This window comes from Rufibacter roseolus, assembly GCF_017916365.1.
Lineage (GTDB): Bacteria > Bacteroidota > Bacteroidia > Cytophagales > Hymenobacteraceae > Nibribacter > Nibribacter roseolus.
Window position 1 is genome coordinate 811865 of the sequence record NZ_JAFMSU010000001.1, and the last position, 25441, is coordinate 837305.

Sequence of the window (25441 nt, forward strand, 5' to 3'; positions counted from 1 at the left end):
TTACAATGCTGTCACCGATAGTTTGGCGGTTTTCTCAGCCGGGTTGGGGTCTGCCGTGTTGGGGAAAGGCAGAACTTCGGTTAAAATCAGGCGGTAAGTTTTGCTGCCCAGAGTGGCGTTGAGCGTATCCGCGGTGCGAAAGCCGCGGTTATCTGGCGCCGTGAGCGGGTCTCCCAGGTATAGAACTTTGGTGGTACTGTTGCCCTGGGCATCCTGCAACTGCACATACGTGATGGCTGATCCCGCTCTTACGCAGTTGGCATTGATGGGGCAGCGGCTCTCGTCTACCTTCTGCAGGTTCAGGGTGAGGTCACCGGCGGCCACGGGCTTTTGCAGCTTCAGCGTAAGGTTGGCTCCCTGGGTGAAGACGGCTCCCTCGGTAGAGGTCAGGTTTTCTGTTTGGGCGCAGCCCGTGATCAGAAGGCTTACCAATGTGAAATACCAAGTGCTTTTCATAGGTCTGTTCAATGGGAAAGGCTCCGTTGCCTTATCTATAGACAAGAGCCAAAAACAGGGCCAAAGGTTGCATGGCTTTCTCCTGGTCAGGCAGAGACTGGCACTTCTTTTTTCTTCCCGATGGGCAGGTTGTACAAAATCACCGAGGCGAAGATCACCAGGTAAGCCAATATCTTCTGCTGGCTCGTGACCTCCCCAAAATACAGGAACGCCATGGTGAAGTTGATGATGGGGTTGAGGTACATGAGCACGCCCACCGTGGCAGATTTCAGTTCCTTAAGCGCGTACAGGTTCAAAAACAAAGGCAATACTGTGAAAAGCCAGCTTAGCAGCACAATCTGCCCCACAAAATGGCCCGTGATAGGCTGCGCCTCCTGCCCCACAAACCACGGATAGGTGGGCCCGATGAACGTGAATGCCAGCAGTAATTGCAGCGTGAGTAGCACAATTTTGTCGTAATCCTTGAGCAGACGCTGGGTAATGAGGTAGAAGGCGTAAGAGAAGGCAATGAGCAGACTGAACAACAGGTTGTAAATAGAATCTGTACCCACCAGAAGGCAGCTCATAAGGCTCAGTCCCACGGAAACCCACTGGTGAACCCGCAGGTGCTCATGCAGAATCAAAAAGCCTAGCGTGGCGGTGAGAATAGGGCAGAGCAGATAGGAGAAAGAGCCCGTCTGGATGTCTACGTGATTTACCACGTAGATGAAGGCCAGCCAATTGATGGTGAGCAGCGCCCCGCCCAGCAACGTGTACAGAACGAATCTCCGCTTTTCTATTGGGCCATTTTCCTTGAACCTGGTGAAAGTCTGGCGCCACTGCTCGCGGCGGGTAGTGCCGGAGATGAGCAACAGCGTTAGCACCGAGACCAGGATGCGGAAGTAAAGGATTTGGCTGCTGGGGAACCCGGATAAAGCTTTAAGCGGAAATGGGATAAATCCCCAAATAAGAAAGGCGCTGACGGCAGCTATGTGATAACGGTTTAATTTCACGGTAATTTTTTTCAGGAGCACAAAGGTAGCCGTTGCCCCGCTTACTGCCTAATAAGCACCTATTTCTGACCAAAAACACCCTTGTGTTTCGCCAAAAAGAACGTCTGAGCCGGGTTGTTGCCGTTTTTGCGCCCTTTTTCAGAAAACGCCCTTAAAATGGATTCTTTGCGCGGCAGGAAGCGGGCGGAAGAGAGTGTTTGGCGGTATTCCTTCTGTTGTATATTTGGATAACAGATAACCGCATCATGTTTACTTTCAAAGAAATTGCCCAGGTGGTGGGCGGCATGTTGGTGCAGTGTAACGGCACCTATCCCGTGCAGCACCTGCTCACCGATAGCCGGAAAATAGCCAATGCCGTATCCTCGGTGTTCTTCGCCATCAGGGGAGAATTCCACGACGGGCACCAGTACCTGCCCGAGCTGTATGCCGCTGGCGTAAGGCAGTTTGTGGTGGAGGATGCCTCGGGGCTCATGGATCTGTCTACTTTCCCGGAGGCTAACGTGCTGCTGGTGAGCAACAGCGTGCACGCCTTGCAGCGGCTGGCGGCCTACCATCGGCGCAAATTTAATATACCTGTCATCGGGATCACGGGCAGCAACGGCAAAACCATTGTCAAGGAGTGGCTGGCGCAGCTGTTGAGCGTTTCTGAGCGGGTGGTGAAAAGCCCCCGTAGTTACAATTCGCAGATCGGGGTGCCGCTCTCGGTGTGGCAGATCAACGAGAGCCATACCATAGGCGTGTTTGAGGCCGGTATTTCCCTCCCAGGAGAAATGGAACACCTGGCCAGCGTGCTGCAGCCCACTATCGGTATGTTCACCAATCTGGGCCCGGCGCACGATGAAGGCTTTTCCTCCTCGGATCAGAAACTGCAGGAGAAACTCAAACTTTTCGCCCATGTAGAGAAGCTTGTCTTCTGTGCCGATCAGCCCTTCGTCTATGAGGCTATTCAAGAGGCCGGTCTGCCAACTTTTGCCTGGAGCACCCACGAGCATCCGGCGGCGCAGGTGCAGCTGAAAGTGCTGGAGATGCACCACGGCAAAACCAAAGTCCGGTTCCGCTACGATGGCAAAGGCCAGGACCTCACACTGCCTTTCTCTGACGAAGCCTCGCTAGAAAATGCGCTCCACTGCCTGGCGGTGCTTCTGTACGTGGGCGTGAAGCCTGAGGAACTGGCGGGTCAATTTGAGCGCCTGCACCCCGTGGCCATGCGCCTGGAGCGCAAGGAGGCCATCAACGGCTGCTACGTCATTGACGATACTTATAATAACGATTTAGCCGGTCTACGCATCGCCTTGGATGTGCTGGGGCAGCAGGCCCGCCGCGGCCGCAAAACGCTCATTGTCTCTGATCTGCTGGAGGCCGGGGTGGAGGAGCATGCGCTTTACCAGCAGGTGGCACAGGAAATCAAAACCCGCGGCGTGGACCGCGTCATCGGCATTGGGGACATCATTACCCGTCACCAGGACCTGTTTCCCGTCGGCAGCGAGTTCTACCTGGGCACTGATTCCTTCCTGGGGCAGCTCCGCTCCGAGACCTTCCGGCAGGAGACTATTCTGGTGAAAGGCGCGCGCGTGTTCCAGTTTGAAAAGATTGTAGCCGCCCTGCAGCAGCAGATTCACGGTACCAAGCTGGAGGTGAACCTGGATGCGCTGGTGCACAACCTTAACTTCTACCGCGCCAAACTGCCGGCTCAGGTCAAGATCATGGTCATGGTAAAAGCCTTCGCCTACGGCGCGGGCGCCTACGAGATCGCCAATCTGCTACAGTTCCACCGCGTGGATTACCTGGCCGTGGCGTACGCCGATGAAGGCATTGCCCTGCGGGAGCACGGCATCACGTTGCCCATCATGGTCATGAACCCTAGCCCCGACAGTTTCTTGAAAATGCAGCAGTACAGCCTGGAACCCGAGATCTACTCCCCGGACCTGCTACACCGATTTCTGGACTATTTCCCCAAAAACAGCCGCAAAACACCCCGCATCCACCTCAAGCTGGACACTGGCATGCACCGCCTAGGCTTTGACCCCGCAGAGTTGGAGGAAGCCTTGGAAGTGCTGGACCAGATGCCGCACGTGCGCGTGCAGAGCGTGTTCAGCCACCTGGCTGGCGCCGATGAAGCCTTGTACAATGATTTCTCCCGCGAGCAGATTTTCAGGTTCCGGCAGATGGCCGCCACTGTGGAAAAGGGGCTAGGCTACGCTGTTACGAAACACATCCTCAACTCCGCCGGCATCGTGCGTTTTGGGGAGGAGGCCGCTTTTGATATGGTGCGCCTGGGCATCGGGTTGTACGGCGTGGAGTCCGCGGGCCAGGAGCAAAGCAGTCTGCAGACCGTGGGGCAGCTCAAGACCACCGTTTCGCAGGTGAAATCCATCAAAGCCGGCGAAACCGTGGGCTACAGCCGCCGGGGCATCGCCGAAGCCGATAAACAGACCGCCACCATCGCCATCGGCTACGCCGACGGATACGACCGCCGCTTCGGAAACGGTGTGGGCGAGGTGCTCATCAACGGGCAGCGTGCGCCTATCATCGGGAACGTGTGCATGGACATGTGCATGGTAGACGTCACCGGCCTAGACGTGCGCGCCGGCGATGAAGTGTTGATTTTTGGTGCGGAATTGCCGCTCACAGAACTGTCTGCCCGCATCGGGACTATCCCTTATGAACTTTTGACTAACGTGAGCACGCGGGTGAAGCGGGTGTTTTTCAATGAATAGCCGTTGAGGATGTGATTATGCATCAGGCGAAAATTATGATTCTGGCTTTAATGATTGTAACTACTGTTTGTAGCTGCAGTCATAATGTAACTCGTGCCAAAAAAGACAATTCTATTATGGAAATAAAGAGAATTGGAGTGATGGATACTTTAATAGTGAATGTATCCGGCAAATTGCTTTCACTATATGGGAAATTTGGATTGCCAGGTGCTAAAGTGAAATTTATTAATAAAGAAAACTCCTTTTCTAAAATCTGTAATGAAGATGGTGGTTTTGAATTTCGGCATATACCTTCAGGAAAGTATCAAATAACAAGTTCCTATATTGGTTATTATAGTTTGACAGATTCAGTGGAGTTTAAGACCGGAGATATAGTTGAAATAAAGGTTAGGCTCTGGGCCGACTATTAAAACAAAAACGCCACTGATATCTCAGTGGCGTTTTCTATGTTAAAGGGTTAGTCTTTCTTTATGCAGTTAGGCACCTTTTTGCCTTCCTTGTCTTTCATGCCGGCCTGTTCATAGCCTTTCCAGCATGGGTCTTCTTTCTTCTGGTCTTTCTTTGTCTTCGGCATAATTGTACAAAGTTGATATACAGGTATGTACGGCCGTGAAAGACGCGGGTTGTGTATTAGTTGCGGCTGTTCAATTTAGAAAGCAGTCGCAGGATCTCAATGTACAGCCAGATCAGGGTGACAGCCAACCCGAAGGCAGCGTACCACTCCATGTTCTTGGGGGCGCCATAGGTCACGCCTTGCTCAATGGTGTCAAAATCCAGGATCAGGTTCATGGCCGCGATGATCACCACCAGAACACTGAAGATAATACCAGCCGTGCCGGTGCTATGGATCAGGGCCATCTCCACCCCGAAGAACTGCAGCACAAAAGAGATCATGTAGTAGCAGAAAATCCCGAAGGTGGCCGTAATGATAATAGACTTAAAACGCTCAGTCGCTCTGATGACACCAGTGCTGTACAGCAGCAGCATACCCCCGAACACGGTAAAGGTGAGTAGCATGGCCTGGTTCGCGATGCCAGGAAACTTCATTTCCAGAATACCGGAGACGCCACCCAGGAACAATCCCTGCAGCGCGCAGTAGATGGGGGCAATGTAAGCCGCCCAGTGTTTTTTGAAGACAATCAGGAAGGCCAGCCCTACGCCCACCAGCGGAATGGACACCAGGAACGGCAGGGGAACGCCCATCACGGAGAACAGATCCCAGGAGAAAACAGCGAACGCCAGTACAATGCCCAGCAGCAGCGCCGATTTTGCAATGGTGCCGTTCAGGGTCATGACCGGACCTTCAACGGCTTGCGGAACTGCCGCCTGCATAAACGCTTCTTCTTTTAATGCGGGGTTGTTAGAAGAGAAAAGTGACATGTTTTTAGCTTGTTTTCACGAAAAGTAGACAAAAATCAGTAGAAATACAAGCTAAAATCGGGCCGATAAAGGCCTGAAGCGCAAAACATCCGCTTCTTTTTGGATTCAAAAGGAACACCTTGTACCTTGCGGCTGTTTATAACAAGTCTAAATAAGAGAAGCAAGGTGCAAAGAGAGCAAAAGAGTGTGCGGGATTTGAAGATTGGGGAGAAGGGGGTGATCTGTTGCTTAACCGACCCCGAAATGTCTTTGAAACTGCTGGAGATGGGCTGTATTCCCGGCGAGGAGGTAAAACTCAACAGCCGTGCCCCCCTTGGCGACCCCATTACCATCATTGTGAACGATTACACCCTTTCCTTGCGTTTAGACGAAGCTGCTACCATCAAGTTAAAGGCTTAGTCTATGTCTGAAGTTCTTGCGCCGGCCCCCGCCTCCGTTCCGCATACCACTGTTCCCACCGCCCGTAAGGTGGCCAAGATTGCCCTGATCGGTAATCCCAACTCCGGGAAATCTTCGTTGTTCAACCATTTAACCGGTCTGAACCAGAAGGTGGGCAACTTCCCGGGCGTTACCGTTGACAAGAAAACCGGTATCAGCCAGCTTACCCCAAACCTCAAGGCGCAGGTCATTGACTTGCCAGGTACCTATAGCCTCTACCCCAAGTCGCTGGATGAGAAGGTGATCATTGACCTGCTCCACGACAAAAAAGCCGCCTCTTACCCGGATGTGCTCATCATCACCGCCGATGCCTCTAACCTGAAGCGTAACCTGTTGCTCTTCACCCAGCTCGCCGACCTGAAGATTCCGGCGGTGCTGGCCCTGAACATGATGGACGTGGCCGAGAAGCACGGTGTGAAGATTGATGTGGCCGAGTTGCAGGCAGAACTGGGTGTGCCGGTGATTCCGGTGAACGCCCGTACCGGCAGCGGTCTGGCGGCTCTCAAGATTCTGCTCTCGCAAGAATTGGAGGCGCCTAAAACCACTTTCTTCCCAATTCCAGATGACTTGCTGGTGATGGTGCGCCAGATCCGCTACTACTTTGAGCTCAGCAATGATTACTTGGCCTGGCACTACGCCCACCAATACCACAAACTGTCTTTCCTCTCCGATGATGACAAAGAGTACATAGGCGAGCTGGTGAAGAAATACGGCTTTCATTCCAACGCGCTGCAGGCTAGTGAGACGGTAGACCGATACACCCGCATCAACGGTCTGCTGCTGGATGCCATGCGCGTGACCAAAGCCGAGAACAACGAGCAGTTCAGCAACAAACTGGACCAGGTGCTCACGCACAAAATCTTTGGCTACCTCATTTTCTTTGGGGTGCTGTTCATGATCTTCCAGGCCATCTTCGCGTGGGCCGCTTACCCCATGGATTTGATTGACTCCGGGGTGGCTACCCTCAATGCCTGGATCCATACCCAAGCCGATGGTCCTTTGGTAGATTTGCTCACCGATGGCATCTTGGCCGGATTGGGCGGCGTGCTCATCTTCATTCCCCAGATTGCCCTGCTGTTCGCCTTCATCGCGGTGTTGGAGGAAACTGGTTACATGGCCCGCGTGACTTTCCTGATGGACAAAATCATGCGCAAATTCGGGCTGAACGGGAAAAGCGTGGTTCCGCTCATCTCGGGCGTGGCCTGCGCGGTGCCGGCGATCATGGCCACCCGCACCATTGACAACTGGAAAGACCGCATGATCACCATCTTTGTGACGCCGCTCATGAGCTGCTCGGCGCGTCTGCCCATTTACACGGTGATGATCGCACTGGTAGTGCCAGAGAAGTATTTCCTGGGCTTCATGAGCCTGCAGGGATTGGTCTTGATGGGCTTGTACCTGATCGGGTTTGTGGCGGCCATTCTTTCGGCGGCTTTATTGAAATGGGTGCTCAAAACGAAAGAGCGCAGCTACTTCATCATGGAGTTCCCTACCTACAAAATGCCGCGCTGGAAAAACGTGGGCCTCACCATTGTAGAGAAAGTAAAAGCGTTTGTGTTTCAGGCAGGTAAGGTGATTCTGGCCATCTCGGTGGTGCTTTGGGTCCTGTCTTCCTACGGTCCTGGCAATGCCATTGTGCAGGCCGAAAAACAGGCTTCCACCGAACTCACCACTATGAATTTGAGCGAAGCTGATGCCGAGGCGCACATCGCCGGGCAGAAGCTGGAGGCGTCTTATGCCGGGCAGTTCGGGAAGTTCATAGAGCCGGCCATCCGTCCGCTGGGCTATGACTGGAAAGTTGGCATTGCGTTGCTCACTTCCTTTGCGGCGCGCGAGGTGTTTGTGGGCACCATCTCCACCATCTACAGCGTGGGTGACTCAGAGAACATCTCTACCGTGAAAGAAAAACTGATGGCCGAGAAAGACGAGTTTGGACAGCCGTTCTTCACGCCGGCCCGTGCCTTCTCGCTGCTCATTTTCTACGTCTTTGCTATGCAGTGTATGAGCACCATTGCGGTGGTGTATCGGGAGACGAAAGGCTGGAAATGGCCTATCCTGCAAATGCTGTATATGACCGGTCTGGCGTATGCCTCGGCCTTCCTGGTGTTCCGGTTGTTCTCCTGAGTTTCTTGCGTTTTGGGACCTCTTTCTTGAAAACAGACCCAAAGCGGTATGTACTTTGAAAAAAGGCAATCTCTTCAGGGTTGCCTTTTTTCAAAGTACATGTTTCCTGGGCCTTGCCTCAGATATGATTCTGCACCAGGGGGGCAACAGAATTTATTTGCGTCTGCGCTTTGGGGCTGTTTCCCTGAAAAGGGCCATAAAACCATCTTTATCCATTTTGAACTATATAGGCATGTTCTTGGTTAATTCCTAGGTGAGCAGCCTCGGTTTTCTGGTCAACAGAAGACTGAAAAAAAGCGGTTCTTCCCGGCGCTGATTTTCTTTTACATGATCTTAAAGCGTACATAATGCCCTGTTGCTTGTGTTTCAGTGGATTTGTTTGTACATTTGTGCGATTAAAGTGAATTGGAGGGGACGAGAGAGTCCCCCTTTTTATTTGTTATCCAGATTGCGAATGGCCCTAGAGGAAAAAACGATTGAGGAATTTGCGCAGGCAGCTTTGCCAGAGCCGGACCTGTTCATTGTGAGCGTGAAGGTCTCTGATACGCCCGTGCGGCCCAAGGTGACCATCCTCGCCGACGGTGACCAAGGCATCAGCATTGACCAGTGCGCGCAGATCAGCCGCCGGGTGTCTAAGCGCATTGAAGAGGCCATGGGTGAGGAATTCAGCTACGTGATAGAGGTGTCCTCTCCGGGCGTGGATTTTCCGCTTACCACAGAACGGCACTATAGAAAAAATATTGGCCGCACCGTGAAGCTGACCTTTGCGGGTGGCGTAGAGAAAACCGGTGAGATCAGGGATGTGCTGGAAGACGGCATCCTGCTGGCCGAGGAAGTGAAACAGAAACATAAGAAAGCGTTGCTGGAGCCCGTGCACGTGGCCTTCAGTGATATTGTGAAAGCGCAGATTGTAATCTCTTTTAAATAAGAAAGACATGGATAGTTCAGTATTGATCGAGTCGTTTGCGGAGTTCGCTAAATTCAAGAACATTGACCGCCCTACCATGATGCGGATCTTGGAAGACGTGTTCCGCACCATGATCCGGAAGAAATGGTCTACTGATGAGAATTTTGACATCATCCTGAACGTAGAGAAAGGCGATCTTGAAATTTGGCGTAACCGCGAGATTGTGGACGATAACTCAGAGGACATCTGGGATGATGATAAGATAAGCCTTTCTGAGGCCCGCAAGATTGAGCCTGACTTTGAGGTGGGCGAAGAAGTTTCTGAGCTGATCAAGCTGGAGGACTTCGGTCGCCGCGCCGTATTGACTGCCCGCCAGACCCTTATCCAACGGGTGAAAGACCTGGAGAAAGACCTGCTGTACCAGAAATACAAAGACCAGGTAGGGGAGATCATCTCCGGCGAGGTCTACCAGGTATGGAACCGCGAGGTGTTGATCCTTGACTCTGAGGACAATGAACTCTTGATTCCTAAGTCTGAGCAGATCCCCAAAGACCGTTACCGCAAAGGTGACGTGGTGCGGGCGGTGGTTCAGCGCGTGGAGATCATCAACGGTAACCCAAAAATCATTCTTTCCCGTACTTCTCCGCAGTTCCTGGAGCGTCTGTTTGAAGGCGAAGTGCCTGAGATTTTTGACGGCCTCATCACCATCAAGAAGATTGTGCGGGAGCCAGGCGAGCGTGCCAAGGTAGCCGTGGAGTCTTACGATGACCGCATTGACCCGGTAGGTGCCTGCGTGGGCATGAAAGGTTCGCGTATCCATACCATCGTGCGTGAGCTGGAGAACGAGAACATTGACGTGATCAACTACACAGACAACATGGAGCTGTACATCCAGCGGGCCTTGAGCCCTGCCAAGATCAGCAGCATCAAAATAAACGAAGAAACCGGACGCGCCTCTGTGTTCCTGAAACCAGACCAGGTTTCCCTAGCCATTGGTAAAGGCGGGCAGAACATCAAACTCGCCAGCAAACTGGTGGGTCTAGAGATTGACGTGTTCCGTGAAACCGAAGGGTTTGAAGAAGATATTAACCTGGAAGAATTCTCTGACGAGATTGAAAGCTGGGTAATTGACGAGCTGAAGCGTATTGGTCTGGACACAGCCCGCAGCGTGATGGCCGTCAGCAAGGAAGATCTGGTGCGCAGAACGGAGCTTGAAGAAGAGACCGTGGAAGACCTGCTCAACATCATCCGCCAAGAGTTTGATTCAGAAGAAAGCAACAACTAGTGGTGCGCTTTATGTGCCGGGTTATTTGACCTTACTGGAGGGTGGGTGCCATTTTTGGCCTATTTTCCGGGAAACAGGGCAAAAACGCGAAGTCGTCATGGCCACCCATCCTTTTTAATGAGTAAGAAACAAGTAACTACTAAAAGTAAATTATAACAGCATATTTGAACATGTCAGAAGAAAGATCGATGAGGCTTAAGCAGGTAGCAACCACCTTAAACATCAGCCTTGCCACGGTAGTAGAATTCCTGGGCAAGAAAGGGGTTGAGATCGAGAATAAACCTACTTCAAAAATTACCCCGGAGCAGTTCAATATGCTGTCGAAAGAATTTGCTTCCTCCATGCAGGCCAAGGCCGAGGCAGCAGAACTGAACATCGGGAAAAAGCCGGCTGAGCATGAGCACCGGCCTGAGCCTAAAAAGCAGCACGAGCCTGAGCCGGAGATGTTTATCAAATCCAATCAGGTGAGAACGCAGCCCGCAGAGCAGCCAAGACCGGCCGCTCCGGCGCCGCAGGCTCCCGCGCAAGCACCAGCCCCTGCTCCGGCCACAGCCGCCGCAGGGGGTTCTGCTTTGCCAGGAATCAAGATCCTGGGCAAGATTGACCTGGATGCCAAAGGCAGACCAATCCCCAAACCAGCACCAGTTGCGGCCCCAGCACCTGCTCCGGCCCCGGTAGCGCAGGCTCCGGCACCAGCTGCCGCCGCGCCAGCCAGACCAGCAGAAACACCAGCCGTAACCGAAAGGCCGGCCGCTCCGGCGCCAACCCCTGCACCAGCGCCAGCTCCTACTCCGGTAGCTGAGGCCCCTAAGCCCGCTGCAGTGGCACCTGCTGCTCCGGCAGCACAAGCCCCGGTTGAAGCCAAAGCCCCGGAAGCTCCGGCTGCAGTTGAAAGACCTGCTGCTCCAGCGCCAACTACAACACCGGCTCCAGTAGCCGAAACGCCAAGACCGGCTGCGCCTGCACCTGCACCACAGGAAGCAAGACCAGAAACTCCGGCAGCTACTCCAACGCCAGCTCCCGCTTCCACGCCGGTAGCAGCAACTCTTGCACCTGCCGCAGCAGACAAGCCTGCTGAGCCAAGCGCACCAGAGGCACCACAGTCTACCATCAAAGCACAGGCAGACCAGCTGAAAGGCTTGACCGTACTTGGTAAGATTGAGCTTCCGGTAAGCGGAGGCCGTGGCAAAGGCGGTAAACCAGTGGCGTCATCAGATGAGCGCCGCCGCGGAAACCAGCCGGGTGCCCCAGGTCAGCAAGGCCAGGGTGGCGGAGACAAGAAGAAACGCAAACGCATTGAAGTACCTAAAACCGGTGCACAAGGTGGTGGCAACAATGCCCCGCAACAGCAAGGACATCGCGCCGGTGACAGAGCAACCAGTACCCGTCCGTTGGGAACAGGCCAGGCGGCTAACCGCCAGGGCAACGCCGGCGGACCAGGTCAGGGACAACGTCCGGGTGGCGGTGGAGGATACCAAGGGAATCGCCCAGCGGGCGGAGGCCCAGGTCAGCGCCCAGGAGGCGGTGGCGGTAATCGTCCGGCCCCGGCTGCTCCACGTGCTGAACTGACAGATAAAGAAATCCAGGATCAGATCAAGGCTACTCTGGCCCGTCTGAGCGGTGGTAAAGGCGGTAACCAAGGAAACCGTGCCAAGTACCGCCGTGAAAAACGCTCTGCCGTGGCAGATGCCGCCGATGAGCGCAGAATGCAGGAGCAGCTGGAATCTAAGATTCTACGCGTAACTGAGTTCGTGTCTGCGAATGACCTGGCGGCCTTGATGGACGTGAGCGTGAACGAGGTGATCAAGACCTGTATGAACCTGGGTATGTTCGTATCCATCAACCAGCGCCTTGATGCTGAAGCTATCACCATCATCGCTGATGAGTTTGGCTACGAGATCCAGTTCGCTACCACCGAGGACGAAGAAAACCTAGGAGCCGAGGAGGAAGATGCAGAAGAAGATCTGCAGCCGCGCGCGCCAATTGTGACCATTATGGGTCACGTTGACCACGGTAAAACCTCTTTGCTGGATTATATCAGAAGAACCAAAGTAACCGCCGGTGAGGCAGGGGGTATTACCCAGCACATTGGCGCCTACCAGGTAACCACCGATGCCGGAAAAGACATCACGTTCCTGGATACGCCGGGTCACGAGGCCTTTACCGCCATGCGTGCCCGTGGTGCCAAAGTAACCGACGTGGTAATCATTGTGGTAGCTGCTGACGACAGCGTGATGCCGCAAACGAAAGAGGCCTTGAACCACGCGCAGGCGGCCGGTTCACCTATCGTGATTGCCATTAACAAAGTGGATAAACCAACCGCTAACCCAGACAAGATCCGTGAGGAATTGGCCCAGTTGAACGTACTGGTAGAAGAGTGGGGCGGTAAATACCAAAGCCAGGAGATCTCGGCCAAGACTGGACAAGGTATTGACGAACTGTTGGAGAAAGTATTGCTGGAAGCTGAGTTATTAGAACTAAGAGCCAACCCAGACCGCCGTGCCGTAGGTACTGTGATTGAAGCTGCCCTGGATAAAGGCCGCGGATACGTGGCCACCGTATTGGTACAAACCGGTACTCTTAAAATTGGGGACATTCTGGTAGCTGGTTCGCACTACGGCCGCGTGAAAGCGATGACGGACGTTTTAGGACGTCGTCATAAAGCTGCGGGTCCATCCATGCCTATCCAGGTGTTGGGTATTGACGGAGCGCCGCAGGCCGGTGACAAGTTTGTGGTAATGGAAACTGAGCGTGAAGCCCGTGAGATTGCCGTAAGCCGTCAGCAATTGCAGCGTGAGCAGAATATGCGCACGAAGAAACACATCACCCTGGATGAGATCGGTCGCCGTCTGGCCATCGGTACTTTCAAGGAGTTGAATGTGATTGTGCGTGGTGACGTGGATGGTTCAGTAGAGGCCCTTTCTGACTCATTATTGAAACTGTCTACCGAAGAGGTGCAGGTGAACATCCTGTCCAAAGGGGTGGGCCAGATCTCCGAGTCAGACGTTCTGTTGGCTTCCGCCTCAGATGCGATCATCATTGGTTTCCAGGTTCGTCCGTCGGCCAATGCCCGCAAGCTGGCAGAGCAGGAGCAGATAGACATCCGCCTGTACTCTATCATCTACAACGCCATCAATGAGGTGAAAGACGCCATGGAAGGTATGTTGGCGCCAACCGTACAGGAAGTGGTAGTTGCCAATGTAGAGGTACGCGAGGTGTTCAAGATCACCAAGGTGGGCACTATTGCAGGTTGTATGGTTACCGATGGTACCATCACCCGGAACTCGAAGATACGTCTGGTGCGCGATGGTATCGTGGTTCACTCCGGCGAGATCCTGGCCCTGAAACGCTTCAAAGACGATGCGGCCGAGGTACGTCAAGGGTACGAGTGCGGTATCAGTATCAAGAACTTCAACGATCTGCAGCAAGGCGACATCATTGAAGCCTACGAAGAGCGCGAAGTTAAACGGACGCTGTAATCCACGGATAAGTCACAAGTTGATTTCAGATAAAGAGAGCCCCACCCAAAAGGTGGGGCTTTTTGTTTCTGCCCTGTTTTCTGATTGTTTTTTGGAAAGTAAAGTGATTGTGGTTCGTAGGGGAATTTGCGTAGGCAAAGCCTTCAGCAGGTCCTACGAGTGCCTCTGCCAATCATAGGAACTCACGTTTTAGCCCTGACTTCAGCAAAATGCCTTTAAAAAAAGAAAGCCCCTTCCACACAGGTGAAAGGGGCTTTTGATATGGGTGGTGAACCGGTTAAAAGAACAGGAACTTGCGGTTACGCTTGTTCAGGCTCTGCTGATACATTTTCCCGTTGGGGTTGTCCTTGTCAATAAGCCTTTTAGATTTCCGCTGCTTTACCTTCTTCGCCTTGTTTTTATAGGTTCCTATAGAAAAGGCACCCTTGCCAGTGTCATACTTGTTGTCTGGCATGGAGTAACGCGGTCCGGAGTACATACCGCCGCTGGTCTTGGCAGAGGCTACTGCTTTCTGCCGGTCCAGGAGCATCTCCCGGTCCACGTTGCTGGAGCCAGACTGGCCCTTCTTGATGCCTTCAGGACCGCGCCGACTGGCTTCGCGCTTTGATTTTCTGGGCTTCTGGGCCGAGGCTTGCGTAGCATTAGCGCCTAGGAGTACCAGCGCCATGGCAAACACAACGTATCTAAAAAATGTGGTCATATAGCGTAGATGCGAAGAGAGGTGGAAATATGCCGTGTAACGCGAAGGGCGCAAAAACTGTTCCAGATATTCACACTTAAGTTAAGCACAAATATTATACTTTCCTAAGCGTTATAACTGAAAAAGTAGGCATTAAGAGTATTTTTAATGGGTGGTGGGCAAGCACCGTAATCTGTGTGGATTTCTTTATATTTGCGCCTCTTATTTAGAGGAGAAACATACGTTTAGAAGATAGAACATGGTCCAATACAACAACCTTCTGCTGGAGAACAAAGGCGGCATTTTGTTTATCACGGTCAACAGGCCCAACAAGATGAATGCCCTCAACATTGAGACGGTAAAGGAGATCAACAACGCCATGCAGGAAGTGTATGATGACCCAGAGGTGCGGGGCGTGATCCTTACGGGAAGCGGGGAGAAGGCGTTTGTGGCCGGGGCCGATATCTCTGAGATTGCTGAGTTGAACGAGGTGAACGGTCGCCGTTTCGCGGAGCGGGGGCAGGATGTCTTTTCCATGATTGAAGAGAGCCCTAAGCCTGTGATTGCCGCGGTGAATGGTTTCGCCTTGGGCGGAGGCTGTGAACTGGCAATGGCTTGCCACATCAGGGTAGCCAGCGAGAACGCCCGTTTTGGGCAGCCTGAGGTGAACCTGGGTATTATCCCGGGCTACGGTGGCACGCAGCGCCTGACCCAGTTGGTAGGCAAAGGCAAAGCCATGGAGCTCATGATGACCGGTGACATGATCTCGGCCGCCGAGGCCAAAGAAGTGGGGCTGGTGAATCATGTGACTACCCCCGAAGGGTTGATGGACAAGTGCCTGGAGATCATGCAGAAGATTGTGGCCAAAGCGCCGCTGGCAGTGGGCATGATTGTGGACTGCGTGAATGCCTGGTACGATAAAGAAGAAAACGGCTACCAAACCGAGGCCAATTCCTTCAGCCGGTGCTGCGGATCAGAAGACTTCAAAGAAGGCACCTCGGCGTTTCTGGAGAAGCGCAAGCCTGCGTTCAAAGGCGAATAAATTTTCCCGCACGCGTTAAAGCTAACTTATCATTGAATTCTGCCTACTCCCGTTCTGGGTCTGTTTTACAGAAAACAGACTCAGAACGGGAGTAGGTGTACATAAGGAAAAATGAACGCGCTTTATCAACCTCATTTTCCTGCCATTCCCCAGATATGAGTATTGCTAAAAAACTGGTAGGGCAAACAGCGGCGTACGGTCTCAGCAGCATTGTGGGCCGGGCCCTGAATTATTTGCTGGTGCCCTTGTACACGGGCGTGTTCGCGCCCGCCGAGTACGGGGTAGTCACCAAGTTGTACGCCATAGTGGCTTTCCTCAACATTGTGTATACCTACGGCATGGAGACGGCCTTCTTCAGGTATGCAAACAAACCCGGCGTAGATCGGCGGGAACTCTACCACAAGGTCCAGACGCTGATCCTTACTTCTAGTCTGCTGTTTACGGCGGTTCTTGTGCTGTTTTCCTCATCCATCGCGGCGGAGTTGGGTTACCCGGGCCGGGAAAAGTACATCATCTGGCTGGCTATCACCATGGCCGTAGATGCTATCTCAGCTATTCCGTTCGCCCGCCTGCGGTTGGAAAACCAAGCGGTGCGCTTTGCCATTATCAGGCTCTCTAATATCTTTCTGGTCATTGCCGGCAACCTGTTCTTCCTTATTTTTTGCCGCCAAGTGTACGAAGGCAAATATTTGGTGGGGTTGCGCCCTTTCATTGACACCATTTATGACCCCAACTTGGGGGTGGGCTACATTTTCCTGGTGAACATGGTGGCTAACCTGCTCTTCATTCCCATGCTCTGGCGCGAGTTTGTTGATTTCCGTTTCAGGCTCAGTTTTAAGGAAATGTCCCCAATGCTGGTATACGCTTTCCCTATCCTGGTGATGGGGCTGGCCGGTGCCACAAACGAAATGCTCTCCCGCCTCATGCTGGAGGACTGGTTGCCTGAAGGGTTTTATAAAGGCGTGACAAACGAGGATGCCCTCGGAATCTTCGGGGCCAATTACAAGCTGGCCATCATGATGAGCCTCATGATTCAGGCGTTCCGGTATTCGGCAGAGCCGTTCTTTTTCTCGCAGTCGCAGGAAAAGAACTCGCCGGCTACTTTTGCGGTAGTCATGCGGTGGTTTGTGATTGTATGCGCCCTGGCCTACCTGGGCATCAGCGCCAACCTGGACCTTTTCCAGTATTTCCTGGGGCAGAAAGCGTACCGCACAGGTATGGAGGTGGTGCCGGTGCTGTTGCTGGCCTACTTGTTCAACGGCGTCTACTACAACCTCACGGTCTGGTTCAAACTCACCGATAAAACTCATTACGGCACCTATATCACCATCTTCGGGGCCATTGTTACCGTAGTGGCGAATTTCATGCTGATTCCAGTTTTGGGCTATATGGGCAGCGCCATTGCGGCGTTCCTTTGCTACTTCACCATGTCAGTGGTATGCTATGCCATCGGGCAGAAGTATTTCCCGGTGCCGTATCCCATTAAGGCCATCTTTGGGTACCTGTTATTGGCCTCAGGCCTTATTTGGCTGGCGTACGCGTGGGGCATTGAGAACTTCTGGCTCCGGCAGGCCTACCACTTGGCTTTGTGCGCCGTGTTCCTGGCCGTGGTGTGGGTGGTGGAGAAGCCCCTGCAGCGAAATGCCCCCGTAACAGCCGTTAAATAGATAAATTCGTATATTAGCTTTCTATGAGTACCACTCTTCCCGTTAAAGTCATCAACCTGGGTAAGCATCCGCTGCCCGCATACGCCACGGAGCATTCTGCCGGGCTGGACCTGCATGCCAACCTGAACGCTCCCGTAACGCTTAAACCCTTGCAGCGCACGCTTATCCCCACGGGGCTTTCCATTGAGCTGCCCGAGGGGCACGAGGCCCAGATCAGACCCCGCAGCGGGCTGGCCTTCAAGCACGGCATCTCCATTGTGAACAGCCCCGGCACCATTGACGCCGATTACCGCGGTGAGATCAAAGTGCTGCTGGTAAATCTCTCCGATGTAGATTTTGTGGTGGAAGACGGCGAGCGCATCGCGCAGATGGTAGTGGCCCGGTATGAGCGCGTGGCCTGGCAAGCCGTGGAGGAACTCTCTGACACAGAGCGCGGCGTCGGCGGCTACGGCAGCACCGGAAAGCACTAGAAGACAACCCGATTTTTTTGAATTCAGGCTACCTGCTGGATTGGATGTCTTCGGTTTTTGCTATATTTTAGAAGAAATAGCCAGAAAACGAAAATTTGTATATCCAAAACCCAAAAAGCCCGTAGGTAGGCCTTACCTAAGCAACCTATATAAAAGAAACTATGAGAATTATTGTACCAATGGCCGGCATGGGCAAACGTATGCGCCCGCACACCCTTACTGTTCCTAAACCCCTTATTCCAATCGCGGGTAAGCCTATTGTGCAGCGCCTGGTGGAAGACATTGCCAAGGTGTGTCAGGAGCCTATTGAAGAAGTAGCCTTCATTATTGGTAGGTTTGGGGCTGAAGTAGAGGCGAAGTTATTGAAGATAGCGGAGTCTGTTGGCGCCGTAGGTACAATCCATTATCAGGATCAGCCGCTGGGAACCGCCCACGCCATCCTGTGCGCCCAGAGCGCGCTTAAAGGCAATGTGGTAGTGGCTTTCGCCGATACCCTTTTCAAAGCCGACTTCAAACTGGATACCTCTGCCGAGGGCACCATCTGGGTACAGAAAGTAGAAGACCCGCGTCCGTTTGGCGTAGTGAAACTGAACGAGCAAGGCCACATCACCGAGTTTGTGGAAAAACCTCAGGAGTTCGTTTCTGACCTGGCCATCATCGGGATCTATTATTTCAAAGATGGCGAGTACCTGCGCAGCGAGTTGCAGTACTTGCTGGACAACGACATCAAAGACAAAGGCGAGTACCAGATCACCAACGCGCTGGAGAACATGAAGAGCAAAGGCTCAGTGTTCATCCCTGGCCAGATCTCTGAGTGGCTGGACTGCGGAAACAAAGACTCTACCGTGTTCACAAACCAGCGTTACCTTGAGTACATCCAAGACGAAGAAGGCCTGGTGTCTGGAACTGCGCAAGTGAACAACAGTGTTATTATTCCGCCGGTATATTTAGGGGAAAACGTAGTACTAAACAATTCTGTGGTAGGTCCGCACGTTTCAATTGGAAACAACACCCAGGTAAGCGGGTCGGTGATCAGCAACAGCATTGTGCAGGAAAACAGCAAGGTAAACCACGCCCATATAGCTAACTCAATGGTGGGTAATTACGTTGTGTATGAAGGGATTCCGGCTGACCTGAGCTTAGGCGACTACAATACCCTGCGTGGCTAGACAGGAGATTTAATTTTATGCTGAAAAGAGGACTCACGATAGTGGCTGCTTTGTGCGGGTTGGTAGTGGCGTGTGAGAACAGCTACGCCCAGTCTGAGCGCAAGAAGGAGAGGAACGCAGCCCCTCAGGCAACAACGCCCCCTCTGGTTCTTAGCCAACAAGAGCAGCAGCTAAGTGAGTCCTATTTTCTTGAAGGCATGAAGTTCTTCGTGCTGGAAGAGTATAACAAAGCCCTTGACCGTTTCCAGCGGGCGTATGCCATCAGCCCTAACAACGCGGCGGTCAACTACAAACTGGCAGAAACAGGTCTGCTGCTAGGCAACGTAAGGGGCGCCCTGCCCTTTGCCAAAGCTGCCCTGGAACTGGAACCCAAGAACCCCTATTACCATCTCCTGCTGGCCCAGATCTACACGAATCAACAGGAGTACGACGATGCCATCAAAGTCTATGCCCGCCTCACGCAGGAACTCCCGCACACCGAGCAGTACCTTTTCAATCTAACGGACCTGTACCTAGCCAAAAACCGGCTGGACGATGCTTTGCGCACCTTAGGTCAGATTGAGGAGAAATACGGGCTTATTGAGGAAATCTCCTTTAAAAAGCAGCAAATCTACCTGAAGCAGAACAACCTGGCCAAGGCCCTGCAGGAGGGTGAGAACCTGATCTCCTCCAAGCCCGAGGAAGTACGCTACCTGTTGGCCCAAGCCGAGATTCTGGCTGCGAACAAGAAAATAGGCGAGGCGATCAACATGGCCCAGAAAGCCCTGGCGGTTGCCCCAGACAATGCCTACGGCCGCCTGATGCTGGCCGATCTGCTGCAACAGCAAGGCAAAACCACCGAAGCCGATGCCCAACTGGAGCTTGCCTTCGGAAATCCTTCCCTGGACATCGACTCCAAGGTGAAAATCCTGGTAGACTATATCCGGCGACTGCCCAATGACAAAGTAGCGGCCCAGGCCATCAAACTGGCGGAACTCACCACCAAAGCGCACCCGCGCGAAGCCAAAGCCCATGCCGTAGCCGGCGATGTTTTCGTGAATGCCGGCCGTAAACTGCCTGCCCGCGACAGCTACGTGAAAGCGGTAGCCTTAGACCCGGGACATTACAAAATCTGGCAGCAGATTGTGTTGCTGGACGGCGAGATGAACCAGAACGACTCCTTGGTAGTCCATTCTGAACGGGCGCTGGAGTTTTTCCCTAATCAGCCCATGTTCTGGTTCTACAACGGCACGGCCTACCTCATCAACAAGAATTACGCTAAAGCCGCCAAATCACTGGAATACGGCCGCCGCCTAGCTGGCAATAACCGGGATCTGCAGCTGCAGTTCAACCTGCAGTTAGGCGATGCCTACCACTCACTGGAGCAGTACGCGCTCTCAGACCAGGCCTATGAAGCCGCATTGGCTATAGAGCCCAACAATCCGCACGCGCTTAATAATTACAGTTACTTCCTTTCTGTGAGAGGGCAGAACCTGCCCAAGGCGAAAGCGCTGGCCAGTACGCTGGTGGCGCAGTACCCAGACAATCCTACGTACTTAGACACCTACGCCTGGGTCTTGTACAAGATGAAGGATTACCAGGAAGCGAAACGGTTACTGGAAAAAGCCGTAGCTGTCTCTTCAGATGCCACCATTATTGAACACTACGGCGATGTGCTCTACCAATTGGGCCAGCGCGATCTGGCCCTGAAACAGTGGGTACGCGCAAACCAGGTGGGCGGCGCCTCAGAGGGCATCAGCAAGAAGATTAAAGACAAAAGACTTTATGAATAAGAGTAACTATATCTACGCCTTAGGGTTGAGTTTGCTGGTACTGGTAGGATGTAACAAGAAAGCCGCTCCTGGTGCCTCCGGGGCCGTGGCTCCCGAGAATATCAATAAGGTAAACGTAGTCAATACAGATTACACCTTCTTCAGCGCAAAAGGCAAGGTGCAGAGTGAGAGCACCAAAATCAACGCGAACCTCACGCTGCGCATGAAGAAAAACGAGGTGATCTGGGCTTCGGTGCAGGCCTTGGGTTTTGAGGCTGCCCGCCTCAAAGTAACGCCAGACTCTGTGTATGTAGTAAATAGGCTCAAAGACGAGTACTTTGTAGGGTCTTACAACATGCTGCGCGAGCGCTACAACGTAGACGTTGATTTTAAAACCTTGCAAGACCTGTTAATTGGAAATTTTGTGGCCGCCGAAAACGGGCGGGAAAAGCTGGAGCAGGAGGGACCGGTGCAGCACCTGCGCACCCTGCGCACGAACCTGCAGATTGACCAGTTTGTGGATACCACCAAGTTCAAGCTCAAACGCACCGAGGTACGCAACCTGCAGACCAAAGATTACATGACCGTGGATTACCAGGATTTTGAGGATCTGAATGGTAAACCATTTGCCATGGCCGTGCTGCTTTCCATCCAGCAGCCCGAGGGAAATGCCTCTAAGACAACGGTGGTAGCCGTGAAGCACAGACAGGTTTCCACGTCTGAGACTTCCCTGGATTTCCCTTTTTCCGTACCTTCGAACTATGAACGTAAATAGGGCGGGGCTACTTTATCTTTTTTTATTCTTTTTCTTGATCGGGTTGAATTCTGCTGAGGCTCAGCAGAAAAAGACTACCCGTTCCTCTTCCAAAACGTCCTCAAAGAAAGCGCCGGTAAAAAGCAAAGCCCAGCTGGAGCGCGAGAAAAACGCCAACCTGAAAAGGATTCAGGAAGCAAACCGTATTCTGCAGGAAACGGCTCAGAAGAAACAAGCCTCTCTGGGTCAACTGAACGTGATCAAAGAGAAGATCACCGTGCAGACAGGCGTCATCAAAAACATTTCCTCAGAAATAGTCTACCTCAACCGCGACCTGCGCACCACCGAGGAAAAAGTGGCCGATGCCCAAACCGATCTGGAGCGTCTTAAAAAAGAATATGCCCGCCTCATCTATGCGGCTTCCAAAACGGCTAACAGCTACAACAAACTCATGTTCCTGTTCGCGTCAGATTCTTTCAACCAGATGATGCGCCGCATGAGCTATCTACGTCAGTATACCGAGGCGCGCAAAAAGCAGGCGGCCGCCATTGAGGAAGTGCAGCAGAACCTGAACCAGCAACTGAACACCCTTACCACCCAAAAGAAGCAGAAGAGAAGCCTGCTTAGCGTGCAGCTGAACGAAAACAAGAACCTGCTCTCTATGCATGACCAGCAGGACCAGGTAATCCAGCAACTGAGTCTGCAGGAGCAGTCTTTAAAGCAGGAGGTGGAACAGCGCCAGAAAGCGGTGCAGCAGTTGAACAGACTCATCGCCAACATTGTGCGGGAAGAGATTGCCCGTGCCGCCCGTGCCGCGGAAGCTGCTGCCAGAGCCAAGGCTGCCCGTGAAGCCGCTGCTGCGGCCAGAGCTGCCGCTGCGGCAGGCAAACCTGCTCCAAGTGAACCAGCTGCTACCGCCAGTGCCCCTGCCAAGACCAGAGCCTCTGTCTCCCGTACCGACCGCGTAACCCTTACCCCGGAGGCTGCTGCCTTATCCTCCAACTTCGCAGGAAACAAAGGCCGCTTCTCGTGGCCAGTGGAACGGGGGTTTATCTCCCAGCGTTTCGGGCGGCAGGCGCACCCGGTATTGAAAGGCGTAGTGGTGGAGAACCGCGGCATTGATATCCAGACCGGCGCCAACGAGCGGGTAAGAGCCATCTTCGGGGGTAAAGTGCTGGCGGTGCAGACCATCCCGGGCATGAACAACATTGTGATGGTGCAGCACGGCGAGTATTTCACCGTCTATGCCAAACTCCGCACCGTGAGCGTCTCGGAAGGTCAGGAAATCAGCACCAAACAAACCATCGGGACGGTCTACACCGATGCCGAAGGCACCTCTGAACTCCAGTTCCAGATCTGGAAAAACCAAACCAACCTCAACCCGCAAGGCTGGCTCATGCCTAAATAAAAGGTGTTTAGGGCCGATTTTTGTAAAATCCGGCCCTAAACACCTTTCCGCGCAATTTAATAATATGTAGGGGCAATCCCTTGTGGTTGCCCTCTTCGGTTTCCAACGTAATCTCGATTGTTGGTTAAAACACCAACAACGGCGGAGAATTTGGGGAGGGCAGACTATAAGCCAAGATATTGCCTATTGGATATCATCTGCTGGCCCTTAGCCCAATACTTTATTTTACTATCCGCTCTCAGAAGGAAACTTCCTCCCTAATTCCTTATCTACTGTTTTAAGCCTGTTTGTCCCCAAGCGTCCCTAAAACACCTCAAGCATCAGCGTCTGTAAATGAGAAAGACGGCAGGTTGTTTGTGTAGGTCAGGTACTTTGCCTTTCCAGTCGGCTACGCGCAGGGTCTTGATGAACTCGTTGGAGCCGGTGATGTTGGCCGCGATGCAGAGTTTGGTGTCTTTGCTCAGGTGCTGCAGCAGATCGTCAATCATCTGCTTGTTGCGATAGGGCGTCTCCATGAAAATCTGCGTCTGGTCTTTCTGTACCATTTCCTTCTCCAGCCCTTTCAAAGCCTGAATGCGGTCGCGCTTCTCAATAGGCAGGTAGCCGTGGAAAGCGAACGACTGACCGTTGAACCCTGAGGCCATCAAACCCATCAGAATCGCCGAGGGTCCTACCAGCGGCACTACTTTCACGCCGTGCTGGTGCGCCAATCGCGCCAACTCAGCCCCCGGGTCTGCCACGCCGGGACAACCTGCCTCGGAGATCACACCGGCATCCTGCCCGGCAAGAAGCGGTTTCAAAGCTGCAGTCAGCTCCGCATCCGTAGAATTCTTGTCGATGACGGTGATCTGCAGTTCCTCTATGGTTTGGGTGGGCGCGATGGACTTGATGTAGCGACGCGCAGTGCGGGCATTCTCCACCAGAAAGTATTTGAGCTGGGCAGTGACCTCGGCTACTTGCCGGCAAATAACTGCCGATGCCGTGTCCTCAGCCAGCACGGTAGGAATCAGGAAAAGAGTGCCTTTGGCGGGAGTGCTCATGTTTCTTCGGTGTTTTATCTAAAAGTGGCTCAAAACAGGCGAAGGGTCTTATTCCTCTTTTATCATCTGAATTATTCCTTTTGCCATTCTGATTAATTCTCTTGTCATCTGGGTTATTTCCCTTTGTCCTCCTGCTTCTTTCCCTTTGTCCTCCTGCTTCTTCCTCTTTTGTCATCCTGGAAGGATCTTGTGAGCGAACTAGATAGACCTTGGCTCAGGCACTATTATCGTTTTGAGTTCAGAATTCTCAAAATGGCCTGAAAGTAAGCTCTAGCTCTGCAGGAATTCCATGGTCAGGCGGTAGAACTCCTGGGGCTGCTCGGCGTGGAGCCAGTGGCCGGCATTCTCAATGGTCTGGATGGTAGCGTTGGGGAACAGGCTCTGGATCTGAGGCAAATCCTGCTCCGGTTTGATGTAGCGGGAGTTGCCGCCGCGCAAAAACAGGGTGGGTTTGGTGAAAGGCGTCTCGGATTCAATGTTGCCCAGGATCTTGTCCAGGTTCTGCTCAATGGCATCCAGGTTCAGCCGCCAGCCGAAGGTGTTGTCTTCTTTGCGGTACAGGTTCTTGAGCAGGAACATGCGGGTCCCGAAATCGTCTACCTTCTGCGCCAGCTGGTCATCAGCTTCCTGGCGGTTCTGGATGGCGTTCAAATCAATGGACCGGAAACCGGCGATGATGTCATCGTGGTGCGGCGGGTAGGCTTTGGGTGCGATATCAGCGACCAGCAATTTCGAGAGTCTTTCCGGGTGCTGCAGCGCAAAGTTCATGGCCACTTTGCCGCCCATGGAGTGCCCGATGATGAAAGCATTCTGCAGTTGGTGCTGGTCAAAGAACTCCACCAGGTCATCGGTCATAAGCTGGTAGCTAAACTCTGGGGTGTGCGGCGACCGGCCGTGGTTGCGCAGGTCCACCAAGTACACTTTATAAGTTTTGGAGAACTCCCGACCCAGCGTCTGCCAGTTATCCAGGGTACCGAAGAGTCCGTGCAGAATAAGAAGGGGTTGGCCTTCGCCTGATACTTTATAATTTAATTCCATGTTCTGGAGAGGTAAGGTGCGAGGTTGGGTTTCTGGCCTGTTTTACAGAAAACAGACCCATTTCGTTTTGGTTTGGTACGGCAAGCGCGGCCAAAACGCCTTGAGTTGCTCTAGATCAATAAGCAGCGAAGTGATTTTTACCTGTTGCCCACTGGTGAGGGTAATGACCAAGTACCGGTAAGAACTCCAGAAGAAGCGCTTGCTAGGGCAATTGACCTCGGTGATCTCTCTGATGTGCTGTTGATTGAGCAGGTACCGGCCGCCGGGCTGCAGGAGCAAAGCGCTGTTAGTCTCCTTCTCCAGTTCCAGGGCATTTTCCCGCTCGTGGCGCCAGTACTGGAAATGCACCAGCAGCGTGGGCAGCGCGAACAGGAAAAGCACAGTGCCCAACCCCACGGCGATGGCGGTTTCCATCGGTGTCACGTTGGGGTCGCGCAGGAGCGTGCCCAGCATGGTACCGCCCAGCCAGAAACTGAGCAATGACCAGAACACCATCTTGAACTGGCGCATGGGCGAGAGATAGTACACGCGCTGCTGTTTCCTGAATAGCCAGGAAAAGAACCGCACGCCGTAATTCGCCGCTATCGCCAGGGCCGCTATCTTCAGCAGCAACCCTAACATAGACTTGGTGTACTAGACTTCGTT

At 53.1% G+C, this 25441-nt stretch carries 21 protein-coding genes; 14 read left to right on the forward strand and 7 right to left on the reverse strand.

The window, feature by feature from the left end; genetic code table 11:
- Together J3P35_RS03385 and J3P35_RS03390 are read right to left on the reverse strand one after the other, a co-directional pair.
- A complete protein-coding gene (locus tag J3P35_RS03385; RefSeq protein WP_210462959.1) occupies positions 1–456 on the reverse strand; it encodes a hypothetical protein in 456 nt (151 codons plus the stop codon).
- Between the two features lie 86 nt (positions 457–542).
- Positions 543–1448, reverse strand: coding sequence for an EamA family transporter (locus J3P35_RS03390; RefSeq protein WP_317195350.1), 906 nt, complete (start codon positions 1446–1448; stop codon positions 543–545).
- Between the two features lie 245 nt (positions 1449–1693).
- On the opposite strand from J3P35_RS03390, the gene J3P35_RS03395 reads away from it, so the two are divergent.
- Together J3P35_RS03395 and J3P35_RS03400 are read left to right on the forward strand one after the other, a co-directional pair.
- Positions 1694–4165: a bifunctional UDP-N-acetylmuramoyl-tripeptide:D-alanyl-D-alanine ligase/alanine racemase gene (locus J3P35_RS03395; protein WP_210462960.1), complete on the forward strand. Its 2472-nt coding sequence runs from the start codon at positions 1694–1696 to the stop codon at positions 4163–4165.
- A gap of 35 nt (positions 4166–4200) precedes the next feature.
- A complete protein-coding gene (locus J3P35_RS03400) occupies positions 4201–4575 on the forward strand; it encodes a carboxypeptidase-like regulatory domain-containing protein (RefSeq protein ID WP_210462961.1) in 375 nt (124 codons plus the stop codon).
- Between the two features lie 220 nt (positions 4576–4795).
- Here the strand turns inward: J3P35_RS03400 and J3P35_RS03405 are convergent, their stop codons facing one another.
- On the reverse strand, positions 4796–5545 hold the full coding sequence (locus tag J3P35_RS03405) for a Bax inhibitor-1/YccA family protein (protein ID WP_210462962.1): 750 nt from the start codon (positions 5543–5545) through the stop codon (positions 4796–4798).
- Positions 5546–5710: 165 nt separating this feature from the next.
- On the opposite strand from J3P35_RS03405, the gene J3P35_RS03410 reads away from it, so the two are divergent.
- The 5 genes from J3P35_RS03410 (at position 5711) to infB (ending at position 13778) form a co-directional block, all read left to right on the forward strand.
- Positions 5711–5944, forward strand: coding sequence for a FeoA family protein (locus tag J3P35_RS03410; RefSeq protein ID WP_223808749.1), 234 nt, complete (start codon positions 5711–5713; stop codon positions 5942–5944).
- A gap of 3 nt (positions 5945–5947) precedes the next feature.
- Positions 5948–8107 carry a ferrous iron transport protein B gene (gene feoB, locus J3P35_RS03415; protein ID WP_210462963.1) on the forward strand — a complete coding sequence of 720 codons (2160 nt, stop codon included), beginning with the start codon at positions 5948–5950 and terminating at the stop codon, positions 8105–8107.
- A 454-nt stretch (positions 8108–8561) separates the two neighbouring features.
- Positions 8562–9035, forward strand: coding sequence for a ribosome maturation factor RimP (locus J3P35_RS03420; RefSeq protein ID WP_210462964.1), 474 nt, complete (start codon positions 8562–8564; stop codon positions 9033–9035).
- Positions 9036–9042: 7 nt separating this feature from the next.
- Positions 9043–10299: a transcription termination factor NusA gene (nusA, locus tag J3P35_RS03425; protein ID WP_210462965.1), complete on the forward strand. Its 1257-nt coding sequence runs from the start codon at positions 9043–9045 to the stop codon at positions 10297–10299.
- 170 nt (positions 10300–10469) lie between these two features.
- The gene (gene infB / locus J3P35_RS03430) at positions 10470–13778 is read left to right on the forward strand and encodes a translation initiation factor IF-2 (protein WP_210462966.1); all 3309 of its coding nucleotides are present in this window, start codon (positions 10470–10472) and stop codon (positions 13776–13778) included.
- A 277-nt stretch (positions 13779–14055) separates the two neighbouring features.
- On the opposite strand, the gene J3P35_RS03435 is transcribed toward infB, so the two are convergent.
- Positions 14056–14478: a hypothetical protein gene (locus J3P35_RS03435; protein WP_210462967.1), complete on the reverse strand. Its 423-nt coding sequence runs from the start codon at positions 14476–14478 to the stop codon at positions 14056–14058.
- A gap of 238 nt (positions 14479–14716) precedes the next feature.
- On the opposite strand from J3P35_RS03435, the gene J3P35_RS03440 reads away from it, so the two are divergent.
- The 7 genes from J3P35_RS03440 (at position 14717) to J3P35_RS03470 (ending at position 22718) form a co-directional block, all read left to right on the forward strand.
- Positions 14717–15499, forward strand: coding sequence for an enoyl-CoA hydratase/isomerase family protein (locus J3P35_RS03440; protein WP_210462968.1), 783 nt, complete (start codon positions 14717–14719; stop codon positions 15497–15499).
- Between the two features lie 155 nt (positions 15500–15654).
- Positions 15655–17166 (forward strand): lipopolysaccharide biosynthesis protein, encoded by a 1512-nt coding sequence (locus J3P35_RS03445; protein ID WP_210462969.1) that lies wholly within the window; start codon positions 15655–15657, stop codon positions 17164–17166.
- A 23-nt stretch (positions 17167–17189) separates the two neighbouring features.
- The gene (gene dut, locus J3P35_RS03450) at positions 17190–17636 is read left to right on the forward strand and encodes a dUTP diphosphatase (RefSeq protein WP_210462970.1); all 447 of its coding nucleotides are present in this window, start codon (positions 17190–17192) and stop codon (positions 17634–17636) included.
- Between the two features lie 161 nt (positions 17637–17797).
- Complete coding sequence (locus J3P35_RS03455) at positions 17798–18805, forward strand: sugar phosphate nucleotidyltransferase (protein ID WP_210462971.1); 1008 nt, start codon at positions 17798–17800, stop codon at positions 18803–18805.
- Positions 18806–18822: 17 nt separating this feature from the next.
- Positions 18823–20577, forward strand: coding sequence for a tetratricopeptide repeat protein (locus J3P35_RS03460; RefSeq protein WP_210462972.1), 1755 nt, complete (start codon positions 18823–18825; stop codon positions 20575–20577).
- Positions 20570–21331, forward strand: coding sequence for a DUF4292 domain-containing protein (locus tag J3P35_RS03465; RefSeq protein ID WP_210462973.1), 762 nt, complete (start codon positions 20570–20572; stop codon positions 21329–21331). The genes J3P35_RS03460 and J3P35_RS03465 overlap by 8 nt, the downstream gene beginning before the upstream one ends.
- Positions 21318–22718 carry a murein hydrolase activator EnvC family protein gene (locus J3P35_RS03470; protein WP_210462974.1) on the forward strand — a complete coding sequence of 467 codons (1401 nt, stop codon included), beginning with the start codon at positions 21318–21320 and terminating at the stop codon, positions 22716–22718. The genes J3P35_RS03465 and J3P35_RS03470 overlap by 14 nt, the downstream gene beginning before the upstream one ends.
- A gap of 320 nt (positions 22719–23038) precedes the next feature.
- Here the strand turns inward: J3P35_RS03470 and J3P35_RS03475 are convergent, their stop codons facing one another.
- The 3 genes from J3P35_RS03475 to J3P35_RS03485 form a co-directional block, all read right to left on the reverse strand.
- Entirely contained in the window at positions 23039–23758 is a 720-nt protein-coding gene (locus tag J3P35_RS03475) for an SAM-dependent methyltransferase (protein ID WP_210462975.1), read from the reverse strand.
- A gap of 270 nt (positions 23759–24028) precedes the next feature.
- Entirely contained in the window at positions 24029–24796 is a 768-nt protein-coding gene (locus tag J3P35_RS03480) for an alpha/beta fold hydrolase (RefSeq protein ID WP_210462976.1), read from the reverse strand.
- 42 nt (positions 24797–24838) lie between these two features.
- Positions 24839–25417: a hypothetical protein gene (locus J3P35_RS03485; protein WP_210462977.1), complete on the reverse strand. Its 579-nt coding sequence runs from the start codon at positions 25415–25417 to the stop codon at positions 24839–24841.
- Positions 25418–25441: the final 24 nt, after the last annotated feature.